The sequence below is a fragment of the Roseiconus lacunae genome, from assembly GCF_008312935.1.
GTDB lineage: Bacteria > Planctomycetota > Planctomycetia > Pirellulales > Pirellulaceae > Stieleria > Stieleria lacunae.
In genome coordinates, this window is sequence record NZ_VSZO01000008.1 from 119,666 (window position 1) to 140,506 (window position 20,841).

Annotated in this window: 9 protein-coding genes; 1 reads left to right on the forward strand and 8 read right to left on the reverse strand. The window is 56.8% G+C overall.

Features of this window, described 5'->3' with window-relative positions; translation table 11 throughout:
* The first annotated feature begins 550 nt into the window (after nt 1–550).
* Nucleotides 551–1,006, forward strand: coding sequence for a hypothetical protein (locus FYC48_RS12045; protein ID WP_160149476.1), 456 nt, complete (start codon nt 551–553; stop codon nt 1,004–1,006).
* 26 nt (nt 1,007–1,032) lie between these two features.
* Here FYC48_RS12045 and FYC48_RS12050 read toward each other — a convergent pair whose 3' ends face one another.
* The 8 genes from FYC48_RS12050 to FYC48_RS12085 all read right to left on the reverse strand — a co-directional run bounded on the left by FYC48_RS12050 (nt 1,033) and on the right by FYC48_RS12085 (nt 20,757).
* Nucleotides 1,033–3,531, reverse strand: a complete 2,499-nt coding sequence (locus tag FYC48_RS12050) for a PulJ/GspJ family protein (RefSeq protein ID WP_160149477.1) — start codon at nt 3,529–3,531, stop codon at nt 1,033–1,035.
* Between the two features lie 62 nt (nt 3,532–3,593).
* The gene (locus FYC48_RS12055) at nt 3,594–11,405 is read right to left on the reverse strand and encodes a hypothetical protein (RefSeq protein ID WP_149496962.1); all 7,812 of its coding nucleotides are present in this window, start codon (nt 11,403–11,405) and stop codon (nt 3,594–3,596) included.
* Between the two features lie 179 nt (nt 11,406–11,584).
* Entirely contained in the window at nt 11,585–13,150 is a 1,566-nt protein-coding gene (locus tag FYC48_RS12060; RefSeq protein ID WP_149496963.1) for a type IV pilus modification PilV family protein, read from the reverse strand.
* A gap of 8 nt (nt 13,151–13,158) precedes the next feature.
* Nucleotides 13,159–14,736 carry a pilus assembly FimT family protein gene (locus FYC48_RS12065; RefSeq protein ID WP_149496964.1) on the reverse strand — a complete coding sequence of 526 codons (1,578 nt, stop codon included), beginning with the start codon at nt 14,734–14,736 and terminating at the stop codon, nt 13,159–13,161.
* Nucleotides 14,736–16,190, reverse strand: a complete 1,455-nt coding sequence (locus FYC48_RS12070) for a type II secretion system protein (protein ID WP_149496965.1) — start codon at nt 16,188–16,190, stop codon at nt 14,736–14,738. Before FYC48_RS12070 ends, FYC48_RS12065 begins: the two co-directional genes overlap by 1 nt.
* A 46-nt stretch (nt 16,191–16,236) precedes the next feature.
* Nucleotides 16,237–17,436, reverse strand: coding sequence for a type II secretion system protein (locus FYC48_RS12075; protein ID WP_149496966.1), 1,200 nt, complete (start codon nt 17,434–17,436; stop codon nt 16,237–16,239).
* A gap of 49 nt (nt 17,437–17,485) precedes the next feature.
* Complete coding sequence (locus tag FYC48_RS12080; RefSeq protein WP_149496967.1) at nt 17,486–18,925, reverse strand: type II secretion system F family protein; 1,440 nt, start codon at nt 18,923–18,925, stop codon at nt 17,486–17,488.
* A gap of 119 nt (nt 18,926–19,044) precedes the next feature.
* Entirely contained in the window at nt 19,045–20,757 is a 1,713-nt protein-coding gene (locus FYC48_RS12085) for a GspE/PulE family protein (RefSeq protein WP_149496968.1), read from the reverse strand.
* Nucleotides 20,758–20,841 lie beyond the last annotated feature (84 nt).

Below are 20,841 nucleotides of genomic sequence, written 5' to 3' on the forward strand. Positions count from 1 at the left end.
TACCCGCAAATTGCAACGCAACCGTGGCTAACGCCATTCGGCTAATACCGCTGTGACCTATCAGCCGATGGGCGTTAGCCCCGGTTATTGCAAACTAACACCATTCGCCTATTCCCGGAACGCGATTTAAACCGTCGCGGAAGCCGCTGAGGCTTTCGGTGACTCTCACGCAGGTGTTATGCGCAAATCACAACGCAACCGTGGCTAACGCCATTCGGCTAATACCACTGTGACCTATCAGCCGATGGGCGTTAGCCCCGGTTATTTCAAACGAACGCCATTCGCCTATTCCCGGAACGCATTTTGAACGGTAGCGGAAGCCGCCGAGGCTTTTGGCCCGTACCCACAAACCGGCAGAGCAATCGAAACTCTTGGCGGCTCGTTGATTAAATCGAATTTAGAAACTCAACGATCAGCCGATGCGCATTAGCCCGGGTTTGCGCGAGAGAACCGCACGCTATCGCGTTTGCGGCTAATTAAATCAACAGGCCGTTAGCGAGTTCCGCTACTTTGGACCACGACCGCCGATACGAATCTTCCCATACAAACCATGACCAGCAGCGCGATGAAACGACGACGGACAACAGGGCTCATCGTCCTAGCGAGCATCTTGTTCGTCGGCAGCCTTGCCCGCGGACGGGACATACTGCAGTCCGGGATGCCGTGGCAGTCGCGTTCGATCCAGCCAGACACGCGCCAATCGGTCCTCCGCCGCGACGATGCGGTCAGCTATTGTTTCGACGCCAAGGCGGCAATCCTACTGACCTCCGGCCACGATGGACTGCCGGGGCGAGGCGGCGAAGACGACAATCTGAACGGCATCATTGACGATCGGTCCGAAATGGGCGCCGTCCCGAGCGACGACCGGTGCCTCTCGCCCGCCGACCCAGGCTACAGCGGCGCGGCCGATCGAGACGAAACGATGGTCATTTCGCGAGGCACGTATGTGCGCTGCGACTCCGCCGAACGAATCCTGACCCACGACGGCTGGTGGATAGGGGAGTGAAGTGATTAGCAACTAGAGGCTAGCAACTAGAATTCCTGAATAACTGTTTGCTGACGGATCGTTTCTGCGGAAAGGTCGTTCAAGCGGATGGAGACCTTGATCGCCCGAAGTGGTGCGGGAACCGGAGGCGTGATTTGAATGGGATCACTGGATCCTTGGTCAATGGTTTGCGATTGCCCTGCGTTTTGGCCTTCAAATTGACCGAAATTTGCGAACGTTCCGTCCATCGGCGACCATCGCCGCCGGACGACTTGGCGGGATGACGCGTTCACTCCTGGGGCCGGATTAGCCGTCGTCAATTGCGTGCTACGCCGCTCGATGTAAGCCGGTCCGTTGACGCCTCCCACTTCCACTGCATAGTCAAATGTGGTCGTCGATCCGAACGCCACCCCCTCTTGGTCGAACGGATCCGACGCGTAGCCATCGGTCCAGGTGTCGTAAACGGGTTGATAAAACGACGAAACAACTCCCGAACCGGCGGGCGTCCGAGTAACAAACCGACCGCTGTTCTCCCACGGCACCGGGAAGGTGGATCGAACAGTGACGGAAGTAGTATCGACTGTTTCACGGTCACCGCTGAACCCACTGAAGGGGCTGACAAACTCGGTCGCACGAACTGAATTAAAAAGCGGTGTAATGTCGCCGCCCGCCTGGTCGAACTGAAACAAACCGCGCATCGGCCCGCCGGCTAATCGCATGTATCCCAGATCGACGAAGTCACCGCTATCGACACGGCTAAACAACAGCGCCGGACTGGCATTCCAATTGGCCTGGGTACGGTTACCGTTTCCGACAAAGACTTCGTCGATGCGTGGATCGTTGACGGTCACGACCTCATCGTCGCTTCCGGGCCAGCCCAACTCCTCTGCTTCGTCGGTCGTCGTTCCATCAGCATCATCATCGACGCCGGCAATTCCCGGTTGCCCATCTGGCCCCATCCAAACATAGCGTGGCGCGGACGGATCAAAGATCTGGACGTTGAAACCGACAATGTCGCGTGCAACGATATCGCTGCCACCGCGACGAACACGGCAAAGTGATCGCCCGCCGGCAGCGTTATCGCTGACCTGATCGGCAAGATTGAATTCTGGACGCAGGAATGACTTTAGCGTGAATCGACCGTAGCGGTTGAGATACGGTGTTCCGCCAGGAGCTGATCCTACTGTCGCGTCTGCTTGATGAGGAAACGTCGTTGGCGTCGTCGCAGCAGCGTTCAACGGATGGTCCAAGCCGGCCAAGTCAGCCGGTGACGACTCGCGGGCGATCAAATATGGATGGGGAGGACACAAGGCCAGCTGAGGCATTGACGATCCCGGTGAGCCGCTAAGAATTTGCTGCGGAACCCGGACGTGGGCGAAGCGATTCTCCGGTCGCGAAAGCTCTGCCAACGAATTTGCCTTGAGGATCGCCGTCGGCATCCCATACGTCGCCACCGTGGTCGCAGACGTTGCCGGCGTGCTCCAAGAATCAGTGACACGACTGATCGACAGATCCATGACCTGTTGCAACCGAGCGATCCCGGTCAACCAATGCGGCGACGCCAAGAGCTGTGCCGCCGGAGTGCCGGAATCAACCCACAAACCGGGAGCGTTCAACGACTGGGCACCGGGATAGACGGCTTGGTTGCTCGCGTTCACATCCGAAATCGGCAACACACGTAGTCCACCCGTTGTCTGCACCAGGATTGGGATTGTCGGAATGTTCCACGTTGGCGGGATTGGGGACGGAATCGTGGTTCCGTTAGCAATGCTCATCTCGGCCGGGCTGACGTTCAAATCTGGACGTACCAGAAGCACACGTCGGTGCAAATTCAACCGATCGGGCAACAAGTCATCGTTGCGGTCCAGATAAGCCGGATGCAAGGTGAAGTTCCCGCTGCCATCGGCAGTCTGGTTTTCGTAGTACAGTGAACCATCGGCGTTGCGTATCCACTCCGGAGATACCCAGTATGCGATCTCGGCGACCTCCGAGTAGAACGGCACCATCTCGGTGCCGTAAACGTTGTTGTAAGCGCTGATCTCAGCCGCCGTCATCTGCCCATTCATGAAACGCACGGCATCCAACACGCCGCGCGGAATGAACCCCATGAACGGAGCCCCCGCCTTGGCTCGGGTGGTGAAGGCGAGGTAGTCATCCATGTCGCCAAAGCGGCTGTCGGAAAAATAGTTGAGGTTGCGTGGCGCCGGATGTGGCACGCTTCCCAAAACTGTCGTCGTGTCGGTGAAGGGACCCTCGTGATAAACGAGGTAACCTTCGCCGGCTGCTTCGCGTGCCGGCGGAGTCATCTCGCACGTGGCACGTCGCAGTTCATCACGCATTCGTACGGCCACGTCACGCAGACGCACACTGAGATCCATTTCCGACTGCCGCTCGGTAATCTTGTCACCGAGCAGTTTGTAGGCACGCGCCAACCCTAGCATCAACAGTAGCGACGCGGTCAGTGCGATCAAAACTTCGAGGATCGTAAATCCGCGTTGGTGATTGATCGTGCAGGCGGGTGATGTCGGCAGCGATGTCCGTTGCATCGGTAAATTCCGAAGAGTCGATTTCGATTTCATTGTCGGTCGGATGAACTTCATGGTCACGCCTACTCTTCGATTTCCGAGTAGAGGATCGTTTTGGCCGCGTTCATGTTCTTACCACGAAGGAAGCCGATCGGGACGGTCCGATCGATAACGTACGTTGCTTTCGTACGTTTGGGCTCGCCGGTATCGGTGACGTATTCCTGCGTCGGGGCACCGGTTTGTGGATCGACGACAAAGTACCCAACCGTCATTCGTACCAAGAAGACGTTACTGTGATGTGTCGTCATGCCAGCCATTCGTGCGGCATGTTGATGCCGGAAATACGAATCCCGATCCTTCGCCCGACGGTTCATGTGCAATTCTGCTTGCGGCCGCTCGAACAACCCCGTGTTAACGATCGGCATCCGCAGATCGGTAATCGGTTGAAGTGCCGCCGGAAAAGTGGGGCCCCCCGCCGGCCTAGTCTCGGTTTCATTGCCGTTGGTTAGCAGCGGCAACTGGTTCGTATTTGACGGGTTGTTGATCGTTAACATCGTTGTGTTTTCTTCGACCTCTAACGAAAACCGGGTATCGGTCGCGTTTTGGATGTCGGTGATTTGATCTGACGTCAACGTTCGCAAGTCAAAGTCGGGATGGGGGCGCAACAGTCCCATATCGTGCGTCCGGCGTGGGTACCCTGCGGTCGCCGCGGTGTCTCGCCCCAATTGCCGCATGAATCGCTGCACCGATGGCGTCGCGCTCGCCTGGGCGGGAGCGAAGACTCCTGCGAAGCGAGTCGGATAGGCGTAATCGAGTTCTGGGTTGGGAACCGAAATCGTCGGCACCGGAACGGAAGCCGGATATGGCCGTGTGGTGCTATAACCACGTCGGGATTCGATATATCCCTTGAAGCCACGACCGAAGTACGTATCGGTGCTCTCGAAGTAGCGATTGTTTTGGCCCAGGACCGATGGACTTCCACGGGTATCATCAAGTTCATAGAACCCCGATTGTCCCCATGCCAGCGATCGATACACGGAACCGTTGCCGAACAATTCGGAAGCGACATATTGCGGTGAAAGCCCGTCGCCTCGAACCGAGAGGTTGTGAGGGTTCCATCGCAACTGCTGCACGTTCACCGGAAGTGTCTGAGGGTTGCTAGGATCTTCCAAGATTTGCGGCGGGTTCGTGCTTCCCGATGAATCATCGACACCATCGAGAAACTGTTGCGACCTGACATTCGCCGAAGCACCGCTCGCAAAGTTAGGTCCTTTGCGAATGTAGTCCGGCGTGGTGTTGAGGTTGATCTTGCCCGGCGTGCGATGAAGCCCGATATAGTTGTTCGGCGGTTGCAGCGTTTCCACCGAACGGTTGAACATCCGTTGTCGTTGTCCGAGCAACGTGTTCTGGGCGGCTAGGTTACGGTCTTGTCGGAATTCGACTTTTTCCGGATCAAGCCAACGCTGGCTATCGAACCAGACCGGCCCGACATCGACGTAGTCAAAAATCTGTTCAAAGCCGGCACGTCCTCCGGTCAGGTCTTCGAAATCGGCATCGTCATCGATCGCGATCCCAACATCCGGTCTGGTTTGGGCGGTACCGAAGGCATCGGTTTGATCGTCATCAGTACGGATCGATCCGTTGCCGGTGACAAACCCCAGCAAATGCGTATCACGAACCGTCGGTGACCCTGCGATGGCCTCAATCGATTCCAACGCGTCGGTCGTGATTTCACGCCGTGCGTTGTCCTGCAATTCGGTTTGTGGACCGAACGTTCCCAATAAACGCGTTCGCGAAACGGCAGGAACGTTCAGCAGATCCATCGGCGAACGGTACTCGCGGTTCATCCAAGGGATCGTGTTGAAGTACACGAAATCGGCTTCGAAGACCGACGCCCGCTGGAAGTTCGATTGAACTGGTGCACCGTACTCTCGATTAATAAACCCGATGGTCTGGCGAAAATTCAGCGCGTCGTTATCAAACGCCAGAACGTTGCCAGTCCGATCACGGTAGCGGGTGTCCGGTACACCGGGTGTATCCTCGGTGCCGTTGGTCCACATCGCCCCCAATTCGAACGGCATGTAGTCGGCGGCGGCTCCCACCGGAGGCGTCATTCGTGTCGGCACGCTTGGCCGTAGGTCATTCGTGGTCATCGTTAATTTGGAACGATGAGCGATGACTTCACGGCTATCGGCAGGTGTTCCTATCACACCGACGTCAACGATCTGCGACATCCCGCGATCTTTGATCAGGTCGGGCATTTTCCGACGCGTGTCGAGTTGCAACTCGGGGACGAAACCGTTGTTGACGTTCGGATTGCCAATGTACGTCGTACGATCCCATGTCGAACGGTTATCAATTAACTCGACCCGCGTATCCGGGTTGCCCATGCCATCGAGGCCGATCTTGCGATCGACGTTCTCGCGGACGTCTTGCTCGCCGTTGAACGTCGTGAGGTCCATCGGTAAGAAATCGACCGTGATGTAGGGGTTGTTGGTCGGATGCCACGGTGTGGTTGGATCGGCCAATCGTTGCAGGAAGACCGTCGCGGCTTCTTGATGGGTTCCGATCGCGTTCCACTGCACATTGACTTCGCCGCTGGGCAAGTCGAACGTGTAGGAGTTGTCTTCCAGCGGACGCCCGGCGATGTGATCGAACGGGGTATCGGGAAAGAAACTAGCCGGGGTCGCCGGAGGCGGGTTGTGATACGCGTCGCTATAGGAGTCGACGGGATAGACCTCGTTACTCACCGGATCGGGATCTGGATTGACTTGATGAGTCGGCGCGGGATAGAAATTCGGTCCCGGCAGCGGGGCGCTGATATTGAAGCCCATGTCGACACGAAGATCTGGGTCGGGCCCGCGAACGTTCGTTTGGTAATCTGCCCACGCGGTGCGCAGCGGCGTTGTCGCAGGTGTGTAGTAGGACGCCGGCAACTCATCGGGGTAGACCGACTCGCATATGATCGGCAGCACATCACCCACGTGTGAATTGGTCCCCGTTCCGTCGGAATAGATTGGCGCTAGCAGGTCCGTATTGTTCGCGCTGCCGTAGTACTCGACGCCAAACAATGACGACGCGCCCACCAATCCAAAATCGATTTTCTGATACGAGGGATCGTAGGTAAAGTCAGTCGCAGCAGGTTGCGGATCGGCGTCGTTATTGGTCGGTTTCTTTCGCTGGCCGAAGTAGGTTCGTGATCGCGGCGCGACGACAGCATATTGTCCCGGACGGAGCAACAAACCTGAGTTTTCCGGATTCCCAGTGGCCGATCCAGGTGGGTTGTGAATGGGTTGCCGGCGTTGGAAGAACACATTGTTGTGTCGCATCCCACTGCGAGCATCCGTTAGCAATCGCAAGTTAGGATTCGCAGACGGCGAAAGCGCGGCGAACCAAACAAAGCGAGTCAATCGCAACCGCGTCGGATTCGATGCTTCGTTCGTCGGATTGAAATCTGTATCGCCCAAGGTGACATGCTCGGTTCGCAACGGGTCCGCCATGATACGTCGGCTGTTGCGAATGTCGGCGGAGTACCACGTCGGCACCGTTGGCGGGCTGCTCCAGGTCGAACCCTGCCACTCTTCGCGAGCGGTTGTGACGTCCGCCGCAGTATTCCAATCAAGATTCATTCCTAGATAGGCGCCGCTACCTTCACCCGAGGCATGCAATTCTTCTAACCGATCGGCATCGAACATCCAGCGACTGCTTTTGAAACGATCACCGCCGTGATTTTCGCCGACTGCCAATCGCCAGACGGGACTTTGGTTGTTGCCCGTCCCGACGATCCGTCCCAGATCCAGCCGGTTGCTGGAATACAACTCGCCGGGCAAACTTGGCTGGGCACCACCGCTACCAGAAACCGGCGGCGCGAGCGCTTGGATTTCAACAAACGCGCTTCCCTGCGGCATTCGGAACTGATCCATGTCCGAGTCGGCAGGATACGAAGACGTATCGGTCGCTTCGTCATCACTAGGCAGTTCGTTGTTTGCTGCGTTGCCGTCACCGTCTTCGCTGGTTGGTGGCGCAGTCGTTGTATCCAACAATTCAGGCAAGTTTCGTTTCAAACGTTTGTCGTGCATCGCAAACGCTTCGGACAACTGCGCCTCGGGCCGTTCGACTCCCCAAACTTCGTTGTTTGCGGCGATCGCCAGATTGAATCCGTTTTGATCGAACGGATTCCAGTCGTATCGCAGTCGAGTGAATTTGGTATCGACATCGCGATAGTCAACCGCGTTGACCGCCCATTGGGCGAGTTGACGAGCGACATAACGATTTTTGACTTCGACCGGAGCAGTCCCCAACTGTCCTGGATAAGGATAGTTCGGAACCAGTTCTCCGCTGGAATCGATGTCGGCGGCGAGCAGGGCATACATCAGGCAGTACAGGTGACGTGCGAGCAGTTCCGAGCCGGTTGCAACCGCGTCTGCCTCGCCGTCACCGTTGACGTCGGTACCTTCGGCGTTGCCGGGTGACAAGCCGGCATCGGGTGCCGGGTTACCAGTCGGCGGTGCGGATGGATCCCATGGACTATTGCGTGGATTCCATGGCGTCATAAAACCATCACCGTCCAGATCCACACCGTCAAAGTCGGCAATGTTGTCGTACGTTCGCAGCCCGGTATTGGTGTAGGGTGCGTTGTTTAGAATCGGCGAAGCTGCGTTGACGTTCGTTGTGATCGGGTGCAGGTTCGTCGGACCATAGTGGGCGTTGGCGGTTGCTTGAGCCGTCAAGTTGCCTTGGCTACCGACCGAGATAGTCCCGGTAGTCAGGTTCGCGTTCGTATCGACATCGAGCTGTGGGAACGCTGCTTCGGGTGCAAGTCGATTATTCGCCGTCTTCGCTTCCCAGCCACCTGAACCATCCATTTGCAATTGCGAGGACGTCTCGGCAGACTCGTCATACAAACCTGCGACGACGATGTTGGGAACGTGATTCGTGGCGACAGTCTCGGTGCGATTGTTTCCGATCTGTCGGTTCAAATTCAGTTTGCTGCCCTTGCGTAGTTCAACGGCCAGCATCCGATTCAAAAGCGTTGCCTGAACTCGATCGTCCGGTTCGGTTCCACCGGTTGCGGTGGCATGACGTTCGAAGCGTTCGGCAATTAAGTGCAGCAAACTTGGCAGCCCCGGAACCTCGGGTGAATCCACACTGCGGCTTTCTGTCGTGATCAATCGATCCAGAGCTTCGTTGCGATCGGCGGCATCGGACAAAAGCTGCGCCAGACGCCCGCCAAGTGGCCCGCCTTTGAGGAAGTCTACATACTCGGCTGGCGAGAACGGTTGATCGTCGCCGCGGATTTCCGTGGCACCAAATTCGTAAGGATGGTTCGCGATATCGGCGCCGCTGTACGGGCGGTTGAACCGATGTGAACCGTTAGGATCTTTGTAAACAATTTCGGTTCCCGACAGATCGACTGGTCGACCGGCCACTGCGGTCGCCGCGTGGTCATACAATCGAGAGGGGAACGGAATCCGCGCAAGCTTGTCGGCTTCCTCTGACGGATAATAACGATTGCCGACGCCCGGGTACTTCAAGAAACGAGCATTCTCGGCTCGTGCGGGCTGTGAACCCACGGCTGAGTATCGGCGGTCAGCCTCGCTGGTGATGGCATACGGATAAATCGACTGCGGGAAGGCTGCCGTCGAAGTTGGAATCTGAAATGTCGGCGTCGGATAAGGATACGAGCGAGCGTAATCGAAAATCGTACCGCCGTACCTCGCATTCATCAGGTTGCCGTACCGAGTGAACAACAAATTGTCCAATCTGAGTGTACCCGCGGTGGTCACATTCGTCGTTTGCGTCGTTGACAGCGGTCCAAGATACGAGGTCCCTGAAGGAGCGTCGGGGGTAAACAAATGGCTGAAGTCGATCTCGGCAGGCCCCACACCGCCCCCATGCCCGAAGACATCCAGCGCGAGTTTGACTTCGTTATACTCCGTCGCGTTGTCATAAACATTCAGCGCACCGGCGACGGTAGGGGTATGGAACCGATCTTGATAAATCTGGTTATAGCTTCCGGCGTAGTTGACGTTGATCTTGCCGTCCAAATCCTCGACCAAGAACGCGGTCATCGGTTTGAGCAATCGCCCGTCAGGTCCCGGGATCGACGGCAAATTGAAATCCACCCAGACGCTATCGGGCAAACCGTCCCCATCGTTGTCAACGTCCCAAGGCCCGTTGACCAACCATGTGGCGAGTGCCTCCACGTTGTTGACCACTTGCAATAAGTTTGAGCTGACCGCGCTTACATCGATCGTTTGGTTCAGAATCGGCACCGCATTTGAACCGGTAAACCCGGGGGTTCCGTCGAAGGGTACGCCATCGCCGTTCAAATCCACGCCCTGGACCGGACCGAGGATTGTTCCGGCATATTCATGCGAGAAGTTCAGGGGGCGAAGGGTCGCGCGGCGAATTCGATTGATCAAGTGCACCAATCGAACGCCATCGTTGGCTTGTGGCGAGCCGCTGATCGCTCGCTGGCGAATATTTGCAAACCGTTCGTCGACATAAGTTGGATCATTCGGATCACGCGTTTCCCCGGGCAACCAAATCGGCGCATTCATCAAGTAGTTGATGACGGCCGGACGGTGGAACGACGGGATGATGTGCTGACCGAGTTGACGGTTCAAGCGATCGCCATCGAGACTGCTGTAGATGTTGTTTCCTGTGTTCCGAATTGGGCGACGGTGATCGCTGGGCTGCCAAGCAAGAAACATATTCTCCCAATCGGCCGCATCCCAGGCTTCGTCCATCTCCGGGGCCAACGAGCCACCTTGGTACGAAAACCCAGTGAGGCGACTGTTGAGGGTGAATTCGATTTCGGCGTTGCCATCGAGAGACGTCCCGCGGCGGTCGACGCCGGTGACGCCTTCGGGATTCAAACCGCGTCCGTTGAACACGCCACCATTGAGAACGAACGGATAACCGACATCATCGGAAAGCGGGTATCCGAGTTCGCCGGCATCGTCCACGCCATTGATTCCGTCGTCGTCAACGCCGGCAACCCCGGGGGCGTCGTCATCACCGGGTGAATAAAGCAGAAGGTTAGGGCTGGCTGCGGCGACGTCATACAGACGTTCGATCACCCCGTTGATTTCGATTTCTTCGGTTCCCATTTCGGCCAAGTCGATCACGACGTTGCCGCCCAACGCATACTCGGCAAGGTTGGTCACCCCGGCGGCCGAACTACCACTGTCGGACGTTCCGTTCTCTCGACCGAAGGAACGAATCACGCGGAAGGAATAGTTCTTCAGCGGTCCTTCGTCAAACGTAAGGACCCGACCGGCCAATGAATCATCAAGATGGGGGTACAGATCGATGTGCTCCTCAAACGCCGTCCCCATCCATGGCGGCGGGGCATTGCTGGGCGCGTTATCGGGTTGACCGTCGAAATGCCAATATGCCATGTTCGTCGGGAACTTGAACAACGTCGTTTGTGGTTCGGAGGCTGCATTCAACGGCAACAACAATTGCCCGCGCGCCACCTTGTATTGCCCTCCCGACTCGCGGGGCACGACCTTGTTGTTGTAGGGTGCAGGGATACCCGCGGAATTTCGGCGGCGGTGGGCGACACGCATCAACCGCCCATCACTGCCGTAGAAATCCTCCATCAAGCTGGCGCCAAATGCGGCGCTCTTGGAATCGTCCGTCCCCAGGATCAACTGATTGACCGCGTTTTCGATCGGTGGGTCGGGTAGGATTTCCGATAGCCGTCGTTCCTGGCTCGCCGCCGAGGACTCGGCAACCTGGCTGCTAAAGACGACAAAGCTGACAATCAACACCGTGAACAACGACAGCATCCCCAGCACAATAAGCAGCACGACCCCGTTGGGATGGCGTGGGGAATGACTTGTGAGCCCATCGCATCGACGATCATTGGATTCATTCGATCCCATCAGAACTCCGTTCCTATCGTGATGCCGAGCGTTGATAAGTTGTCTTCGCATGATTGAAAAGTTGGGTTGTTGTGACGACACCAAGGAGAGTCATCACGAATCAGCATCGATGCTGTGATGCGAGAAATGCGTTACCTGCACTTCGTCTTTCCGGTGACCGAATCGATCACCGGCATCGTTTATAGACGCACTTGGAACTGGCGAACGCTGACCACATCCGGGGCCAAGACGATCGTCGTGCCATAGTCAAAGTGGTTGTAACCGACCGGGTCGGTGTTGTTGGCCGGCATGTTGTCGAGCACAAACGAGGGCGGCGTTCCCCAGGAGGGCCTGGGCGCTGCCGCACTGTTGGGAAAATAAGGCGGCGCGTAATACGGCGGCGTGAATGATGTAAAGAACGCCGTCTGAATCGGATGGAACACCCAATCGGGACCGTCAACGGCGATGTGTGTTTCGTACAGAGCCACACCGGCGCGGGTGACTACGGCGGGTTGCTTGACAACGTCCGCGACTCGATACCAAGCGTACTTCAACGTCGTCGGAACGATGACCGGTGTCGCCGACACGGGATCACGGGTGTACTCCCGACGCATCAACATCACCCAGTCGCCACTGGAAATCTCGGGCTTGACGTAACGGCTGGTCCGAAAGACGAACTCGCCGCCGCCGCCGCCAGAGATTGGTCGCTGTGATTCAGAGACATAACCAATCTGCTCGCCGGGAAAAACCATGTTTTCTTCCCGAGCAAACCCGCGGGGGTTGCCCGGATCATCGGGCAGAAACGCGGCGTAGGGACGCAGATCATGCGCCGGCAAATCACCACTGGCCGGACGCGGAATCGCGCCGTCAAAATATCCGCCGGGTACGGTGACGACTTTACGATCTTGCATCGTCACGACCGCCGCGTTGAACACGTTGCTACCGACGTCACTACGGGCCATGGTAACGATTGACGAGAATCGCGAACTGACCGTGTTCTTCTTCAGAGACGCCGCGTTGTTGGTCGATCGCTGGACAAACAATCCCGGCGGTCGCGTACGATCCTCGGGGACGAAGATTGAAAAGTCATCGCTGCGACGCGCGTTCGTCTCCGCGTTCATCGCCGACAAAAGCGATGTGCCGTTGAACGACAGCCCGATGCGAGTGAACCGCGGCAAATCGACTTGCTTGGCAAACGTCGGTCCGCCCCCGAGCGAGTTCCCGATCGCTTCGGTTGGCGAAACGTTGTAAGGATGCATGCGTGGGTCATAGCATGGATACATCGTCCGGTCATATCCGTTGCGCTCGGTACCAGGGTTTGAGCTGTCGGCCCGGATCGTCCCTGCTGCCGTCAAAAACCATGGATCGATCACAAACGCGTCCGGTAGGCTCGGCTGTGTCGCCGCTACCGCGCTGCCGTGTTTTTCATAGCCAGCGATGGTTGTCGCGAAGCTGTCGGTCGAGACCTCGTTGAATCGCAGATCTGTCGCGGTGAAACTAGCATCTGAATTATTCGCGATGACGACTTCGTCAAAGGAGCCTGCCATATCGGCGATTTCAGTCGCGATCCGATTGTTGATTTCTTCGACCGCACGATCGGTTTTCAACGCCATCGACGCGTTGTTGGTCGCCACCGGCAACAGTGACGCGACGCCCAGCATTCCGATTGTGAGCACTCCGATCGCGAACAAGACTTCCATGATCGAAAGCCCACGCCGTTTGACCCCATCACGGTGACGTTGATGGGATACCTTTGTTTGATTCATGCGACAGATCATTGGACGGCACCTCCAGTTGCCAAGCGGCGGGATTGGCGAATACGGTCCGATGCGACGCCGCGAGCGAACTGGCTTCCCGGTGCCGCGTTGTAACCGTAGTAGGCTTGCATCCGAGCGAGTCCCGGCTGTGATGCGACCGTTTGTAAAGTGATGTTGCCGCTGAGCGGTTGAATGTGAATCCAAGCACAATCGGTGTTCGCGAAGTTCGGTGTTTTCTTCACTTGCAACGCGGCCGTCGGCCCCGGAGTCTCCAGCGGCGGGTCATTGGCGTTGATTTGGTAGTCCGTACCGGGAACCGATTCCGGGAAACGCGCGATGTCGTCGACATTGTTGACCACACCATCGACAAACCCAACGTTGAAGGAAATCGTCGTCGCGGGATCGAAGCGTTGATATTGGAAACCAGAGATCACCGGTCCAGAACCGACCACACGTTGATCCGAGTAAATCCCATCGAGTTGGCCGTCGGCGGCGAACATCACAATGACATCGTTAAGTCGTTGATCGGCGACCAAGCTTGGGATCGTCGAAGACGGATCGGCGTCGACGATCGCTTGTGCATTAAAGGCGACAGGGGCACGAACCGATCCAGAGACCGACAGATCGACGACCGTCTTGCCGATCATGGTGACCGGGGCAAGCGGGGCCTTGATCGGATTACTGCGGAACTTAAACGGCAACGGTTGAAACGCAGCTAGCCCTGCGGGAAAGACCGACACAGACGCGGCCTCTTCTCGAGTGAGCGATTGTGTGTTCGCATATCTGCCAGAGGTCTGCGCGTTACGCGGTGAGAAATCGATGTAGTTAAAACTCACCAAGGTTCCATCCACCAATCGATTCGACGCGTTGGTTGGAACGACTTGTTCGACTTGAGGGTGGATCAGTGTTCTGCCACCGGCGATTCCGGTCGTGCTATTCGATCGATCGAGTGTGACCTTTTCGAGGGCCGAAATCTCGAAGACATAATCGGTTCCTCCAACGGAAAACTTGGTCCGCGTGCCGATCAGATTTGTCGCCGCGGTGGCGTTGCCAAACGTCAATGGCGTCGATGCCGCGTAAAGCAGTCCGGCCGACTCTCGCGGTACGAAAAACCGTGGAGCCAAATTGTCGGTGTCCGACGAATTGATGGTGTCTTCAAAGATGGGATAGATCACAGCGTCTTGATAATCGCCACGATACTCCAGCGGCGACTGCACGTAGTAAAGACGCGAGGAATAATTCGCCGCAAAGAAATCCAGCGTGTCTGCGGTTCCATTGCCGATCGAATGTCGTCGACGCTCGATCACGATTCCAAAGGGACGACCGGTCCGTATTGCCTGCGAGCGGGCGTTGATGAATGCCCCTTTGACCAGCGAAGCGGCGCGGCTAAGCGAGTTCTGCCGCATGCTGTCTTTTAAGGTCGGTAACGCGATCGCGGTGAGCGCCGAAGCGATCGTCAGCGCGACCAGTAGCTCCACCAACGTGAACCCAAACTCAACGGGAACGCGATCACGTGAGACGTTCGACTTGCGTGCCGGAGAATACGACCGGGACTGCCGTGCAGTCAATCGAATTGATTTGACTGGGTCGTGCATTACATTCCTGCGTCGAGTGAAGTGATATTATCTGCGGACAAGTCGCGATCCAAGATCGCTCCCAATCCGCCGCCTTGTTTCGCCGTGACGATTGATCCGGCCGCAGTGATGTTGAAGAAGTAGTCCCCCGGCGCGTTCGAGGGCACCGCCGAAACATCGTTGAAGGGATCGGGATAACGCACGATCGGAACCGTCGGGTAGCTAGGAACGTACGTCCGTGCGGGATAACGCACGGACGATGCGCTGTAGCCAACATTCACTCCAAGTTCCGGTTCGACCGTACTGGTGTCCGTGTTGACGTAGCTCAATCGCAAACCGAACTCGCCATCCAATCCCGCGCTAACCACCATCGGCGGCAAGAAGACAGGAAAGTAGGCGGACGCAGGAAGTCCACCCGCACCAGGATGAGTTGACTCGTCGAATCGCAAGTCGGCGGCGAGAAAGTCGAACGGATCGGGATCAAAGGGATACTGCTCCGCCGGTGTGCTGCCACTCGGGTCAAAGTTCTTGATCGTCGGTGAATCAAACCCGATCGGGTTACGTACGAATTCATATGGCCTTCCCCACGCATCCAGAATCTCTGGAATGCCGTCACCGTCGGTATCTTCGATCTGTGTGTCGGGGATCTTGTCGATTGCCGTTTGTCCGAATAATTCCGTGGTTGCCAAGATCAGATACAAGCACTCCGACGATTCGTGTTCACGGGTCCAACCGATCGGCGTCGGCGTCGATGAATCGAACGGAATCACACGCGCATCGTGTCGCAAGATTGCTTCGTAAGTCGGGTTGGACGCTTGAGCAATCGCATCGTACTCGGCGTTGGTAGCAGCACTGGACGCATTACCGCCCCCGTTGACGGCGTAGACGGCATCAATATCCGCAGCCGAAAGCAAGCCCGCCAACGTCCGCATTCGGTTCCACTGCGGCGGTGGCTTGACCTGAGCGACATTGGGAAGCCATCCGGTGCCGGTTCCAGACGTGTGGTAGGTGCGAAACTGCAAACTGGTCGGAGGATAAATCAAATCCGCCTGGCACTCCGGTAAAACCAAACGAATCATGTCGCGGCGGGCGAGCAGCGTCAGGCGTGCCCGTTCCTGAGCCATAAACGCGATCCGCTGTGCATTGGTCGTCAGCCCGCCGGTCCCGGGACCTCCGATCGCCATCGGTCCTGTCAATACACCAGCCTCGACCAGTTGTAACCCGCTACGACCGTAAGCCAGACTAAGCGGTGCGAGTGAGACCTCATTGACCCGCGACTGCAACAACTGCCCGATGCTCAGCACGTCAGCTTGAGTCCGCTTGACGCGAGCCTGCGTCGTCGCCGATGCAAGCGCGTAGGTTAACATGCCGCCAAGGACAACCATGACGGAGATGACAACCAACAGCTCAACCAGTGTGAACCCGCGAGAGGTTCGCATGCTGGTCAATCGATAAGGCAGACTCGGTTGCGACATTTCAAATCAATGCAAGTGGAACGACACGACGGGGCGACAAGTGCGATCAGTCCAAGATGTCCTCGAACGTGCCGTCGACGACGTTGCCCATGTTGTCCCGGAAGGGGTTGAGCGATCGCGTGACCAATCCCGTGACATCGAAACGTTGGATGTCCGGACGAATCAATCCCGCAGGTGCGGTCGCGGTCGCGACCGGCCAAACCGCGGTGCCGTCAAGCTTGAAGTAGATCGGGGCCGAGCCAGGTGTCGGCGGATCATTCGGCGAATCGTCAAACACGTCGCCGTAAAGCCCATCAAGACCGGGCGCGAGTAACTGATAGGTATTTGGATTTACGAATTCCCAACCGGTTAAGGGATCAATCCCAGCGGTGGCATAGTCATTCCCGGTAGGGGGAACCACACCAGGATTGTTGCTATACACCGGGCGGATTCCGTCATAGTCGGTCGCGCTATCGGAAGTTCGGCGAGCGTAACCGTTGTAAACACCGCTGCCATTGGTGACATCAATCGCGTAGGTTCGTGAATCGAAGTACACGACAGGGCTAGCGCCCGGCTTCAGTCGATAAACAGGGAAGACATCATTGGGATTGTTGGTTCCGTCATCGTCTTTACTGGCAAATCGATTGGTGTACGACCGAGCGGCTGCCGGATTCGGCGTGGTCAATGACAACTGATTCGGTTCGAATGAGATCTCAGGAGCGACTCGGTTGGAGTTGTACTCGACATTCGCCGGATCTTCTCGCGAACCACTTGGATTGAGGATCGAGAGGGGCCCGCCTTCACCGGTAAATGGGTACTGCGGATCACTGCTGAATCCGCCCAGTGACCAAACCACCGCTTCGGCTCGATCCATGGCGGTCGGATCGAAGACACTCGTGTTCGTTGGCATCGACGCCATTTGACTGCCGTCGGTGTCGGTGATCGTGTCGCACAGGCGGAACAGCAGGTTTAATTCGCTTTGTGCGATGTCCGGAAAGATCTTCAAGTAATGACGCTTGACGATGCCCCAATTAGAAAAGTCCGGTGGATAGTCCCCGTACTTGGTGTAGTACGATTCAATTCCGCTTTCCAAGCTGGTCAATTCGGCTTTCTGGCTCGCTCGATTGGCCGCATTGATCACGCGACCGATTGCGGGGATCGCGATCGCCGCGATGGCGCCGATGATGGCGATCACGACTAACAATTCCACCAACGTGAAACCGCGTGCGACGGCCTTCCTTGCTCGTTTCAATTTGCTAACTCTCATGGCTACGCTTCGTGTTTAGATGCTAGTGGCTAGCGGCTAGAGACTATTCTTATGACGACAGGCTGGTAATCAATTCGATCAATGGCATGAACAAACTGATCACGATAAACCCGACCGTGACCCCCAGGAACACGATCATGATCGGCTCGATCAACGCCGTCAGACCGTCGGTCATCGTCCGCACTTCCTCGTCGTACGTGTCGGCGACCTTGTAAAGCATGGTGTCCAGTTCGCCAGTTTCTTCGCCGACGTCGACCATGTTGACGACCAAGTCATTGACGACGCGTCCCTTGATTTTCATGGCGTACCAAAGCCCGGCGCCGACGGCGCCCAAGCCGATCCCGTAGGCGGCGATGAACAACAACGTGTCCACCATCCCGTCTTCGTCCAGCTTGGTTCCTTGACTGGTGATCGCGATCGACAGCAGGATCAACCCCGGGAAGGATCCGAAGATCGCGAAGAAGAACAACGCCATCGGGTGGAAGCCCAACTGGCTATGATCCTTCAGCGGCTTACTGATCACTTCCCCTTCGCGGACCGCTTCACTGACTTTGATAAACAGTTTTTCGAAGACCGCGTTCCCCGCCGTCTCGCGCGTGATATTCATCGCTTCAAGAATCGGCACGCCACTGCTAACCAATGTCCCGAGTGTCCGCGTCGTCCGTGCGAGCACGTTCTTTTCGAGCAGGCCGCCGAACACGGGAACCTTGATGATGAACATGTCAAACCCGATCCGGCCGTGCCGGAACTTCCGCATCAGCTTGACGAACAGCAAGAACATGATCGGCATCACGATCAACAACCACCAATAGCTCGACAAGTAGTTGCTCATCGCGATCAACAGCAGCGTCGGCGCGGGAAGTTTCAGTTCGAATTCCTCGAACATTTGCTCAAATGTTGGGACGATGAAAATCATGATCCCGGTCACGATCAAGATCGCCACCATCGCGACCACGATCGGATAGATCAGCGCGCCTTTGACCTTTCGTTTGAGCGATTCGGCGCGTTCGAGGAATTCGGCCAGACGCTGAAGAATCGTTTCCAACGCACCACCGGCCTCACCGGCCTTAATCATGTTGACATACAGTCGGCTGAAAATTTTCGGCGACTTGCTCATCGCCTCGCTCAACGTCGCCCCGCTCTCGATCTCTTCGCAAACGTCCATCAGCGCGAACTTGAGCTTGCCCGGCTTTTGGTTGTTTTCCAGGATTTTCAGCGAACGCAAAATCGGTAAACCCGCGTCCTGCAGAATCGACAGCTGACGTGTGAACGCGCAGATGTGCTTGGTCTTTGCACCACCGAGAGCGAATCCGCGTTTGCCTTTCTTTCCGCCGGTCTTGGCGGCAGCTTGTTTCTTGACGGAGATCTTCGTGACGAAGTACCCCATCTGCCGAATCGTGGTTTGCGCTTCTTCTTCGCTGGCAGCGTCGATCTCGTCACGGATCTCCTGCCCCGCGGCGTCCATCGCTTCGAACTGAAAGGTAGGCATACTAAAAAGCCCTCGGCGGTTCACCACGGCCGGCCCGGCGCATCTGTTAAAGCAGCCGGATCACAACCCGCGGTTCAATCGAATAGTGGTTTGTTAATGTGTGTTTGAATCGCGAACAGTTACTCGGCCACCGTTTCGCGGACGACTTCGTCCAACGTCGTGACGCCATCAAATGCCATCGACAGTCCTGCGTCGCGAAGGGTAGTCATCCCGTCACGTTCGGCCTCGTCACGCAATTCATCGGTGGACGAATTTGCCATCACCATTTCACGGATCTTGTCGTTCATAATCATCAACTCGAACAACGCGATCCGGCCTTTGTACCCAGTGTTATTGCACTGATCGCAACCGACGCCTTTGAAGAACTTGCGGCCGGCCACGTCTTCCAGCTTCATCCCTAGTTCGAACAATAGCTCTTGATTGACCTTGGTTTCTTCGCGGCACTTGGTGCAGATCCGGCGGACCAATCGCTGAGCCAAAATCGCCTCGACGGTCGCACAGGTCATGAACGCCGGGATACCCATGTCTTTCAGTCGCGTGATCGTCGCCGGCGCACTGTTGGTGTGAAGCGTGCTGAAGACCAAGTGCCCCGTCAATGCCGCCTGAATCGCGATCTCGGCGGTTTCCAAATCACGGATCTCGCCGACCAGAATGATGTCGGGGTCCTGCCGCAAAATCGCTCGCAAGCAACTCGCAAACGTCACACCGACGTCATGATCGATCGGGATCTGAATGATGCCATCAATGTCGTATTCGACGGGGTCTTCGGTCGTGATCAACTTGTCCTTGATGTCGTTCATTTCCGACAGCGACGAATACAACGTTGTCGTTTTGCCCGACCCCGTCGGCCCGGTCACCAGGATGATGCCGTTCGGCCGATCGATCACATGGCGGAACGTGCCCATGGTCTTTTCGTCCATGCCGACGTTTTCCAGCGATAGGTTGACGACCGAACGGTCCAGGACTCGCATGACGACGCTTTCGCCGAAGATCGTCGGAAGCACGCTGACACGCAAATCGACCGGGTGCCCGCCGACCATCAATTCGATCCGACCGTCCTGTGGCAACCGCCGCTCGGCAATGTCCAAATCCGCCATGACTTTGATTCGCGTCGTGATCGCGAACGCCAAGTGACGCGGGGGAGGAACCATTTCGTACAAGACGCCCTCGGCTTTGATCCGAATCCGAAACTCGTCTTCGAAAGGCTCCAAGTGAATGTCGCTGGCGTGATCCTTGATCGCCAACAGCAACACCATGTTCAGCAGCTTTCGGACCGGCGCCGAATCGGCCAAAGCCTCGGCATCGGTGATGTTGAACTTTTCGCTCTCGAGTGCCGAAACGGCCGCCTTCAGTTCTTCGTCCTCGGCTAACTCCGCGACCAGCTTCTCGACGCTTTCCGATTCGCTGTCGTAATAACGGTTGATCGTTTGATTGATGTCGCGTTCGGTCGCGACCAACACCTCGATGTCATAACCAAGGAACGTTCGCAATTCGTCTTGGACGCTCAGGTTCTGCGGGTCGCACGTCGCAACGGTCAGGCAGTTGCCTTCGAAACGAATCGGCACCACGCGATAAAGCTGCGCCATCGTTTCGGTCAGCTTCTCGGTCAGCTCCGGCGCGAGCTGGATCTCCTCGAGCGAGATCGTCTGCATCCCCATCTGCTCGGCGAGCGCCTGGATCAACTGATCTTCGGTGATCAGCTGCATGTCCTCGGCAACTTTTCCGAACAGCGCACCGGGCTGCTGTTCCTGTTCTTCGAGCACGATGTCGCGCTGCTCGTCCGTCAAGAAACCGAGGTCAACCAGGATTTGTCCGATACGACGTGGGGCCATGGAAGCGTTCTTGCTGTGAAGGGAAAATTGAAGCTCGGGAGCGAAGTTGATGTGGTGAGTTCGATGGTTCGATTAAAAAGGAAA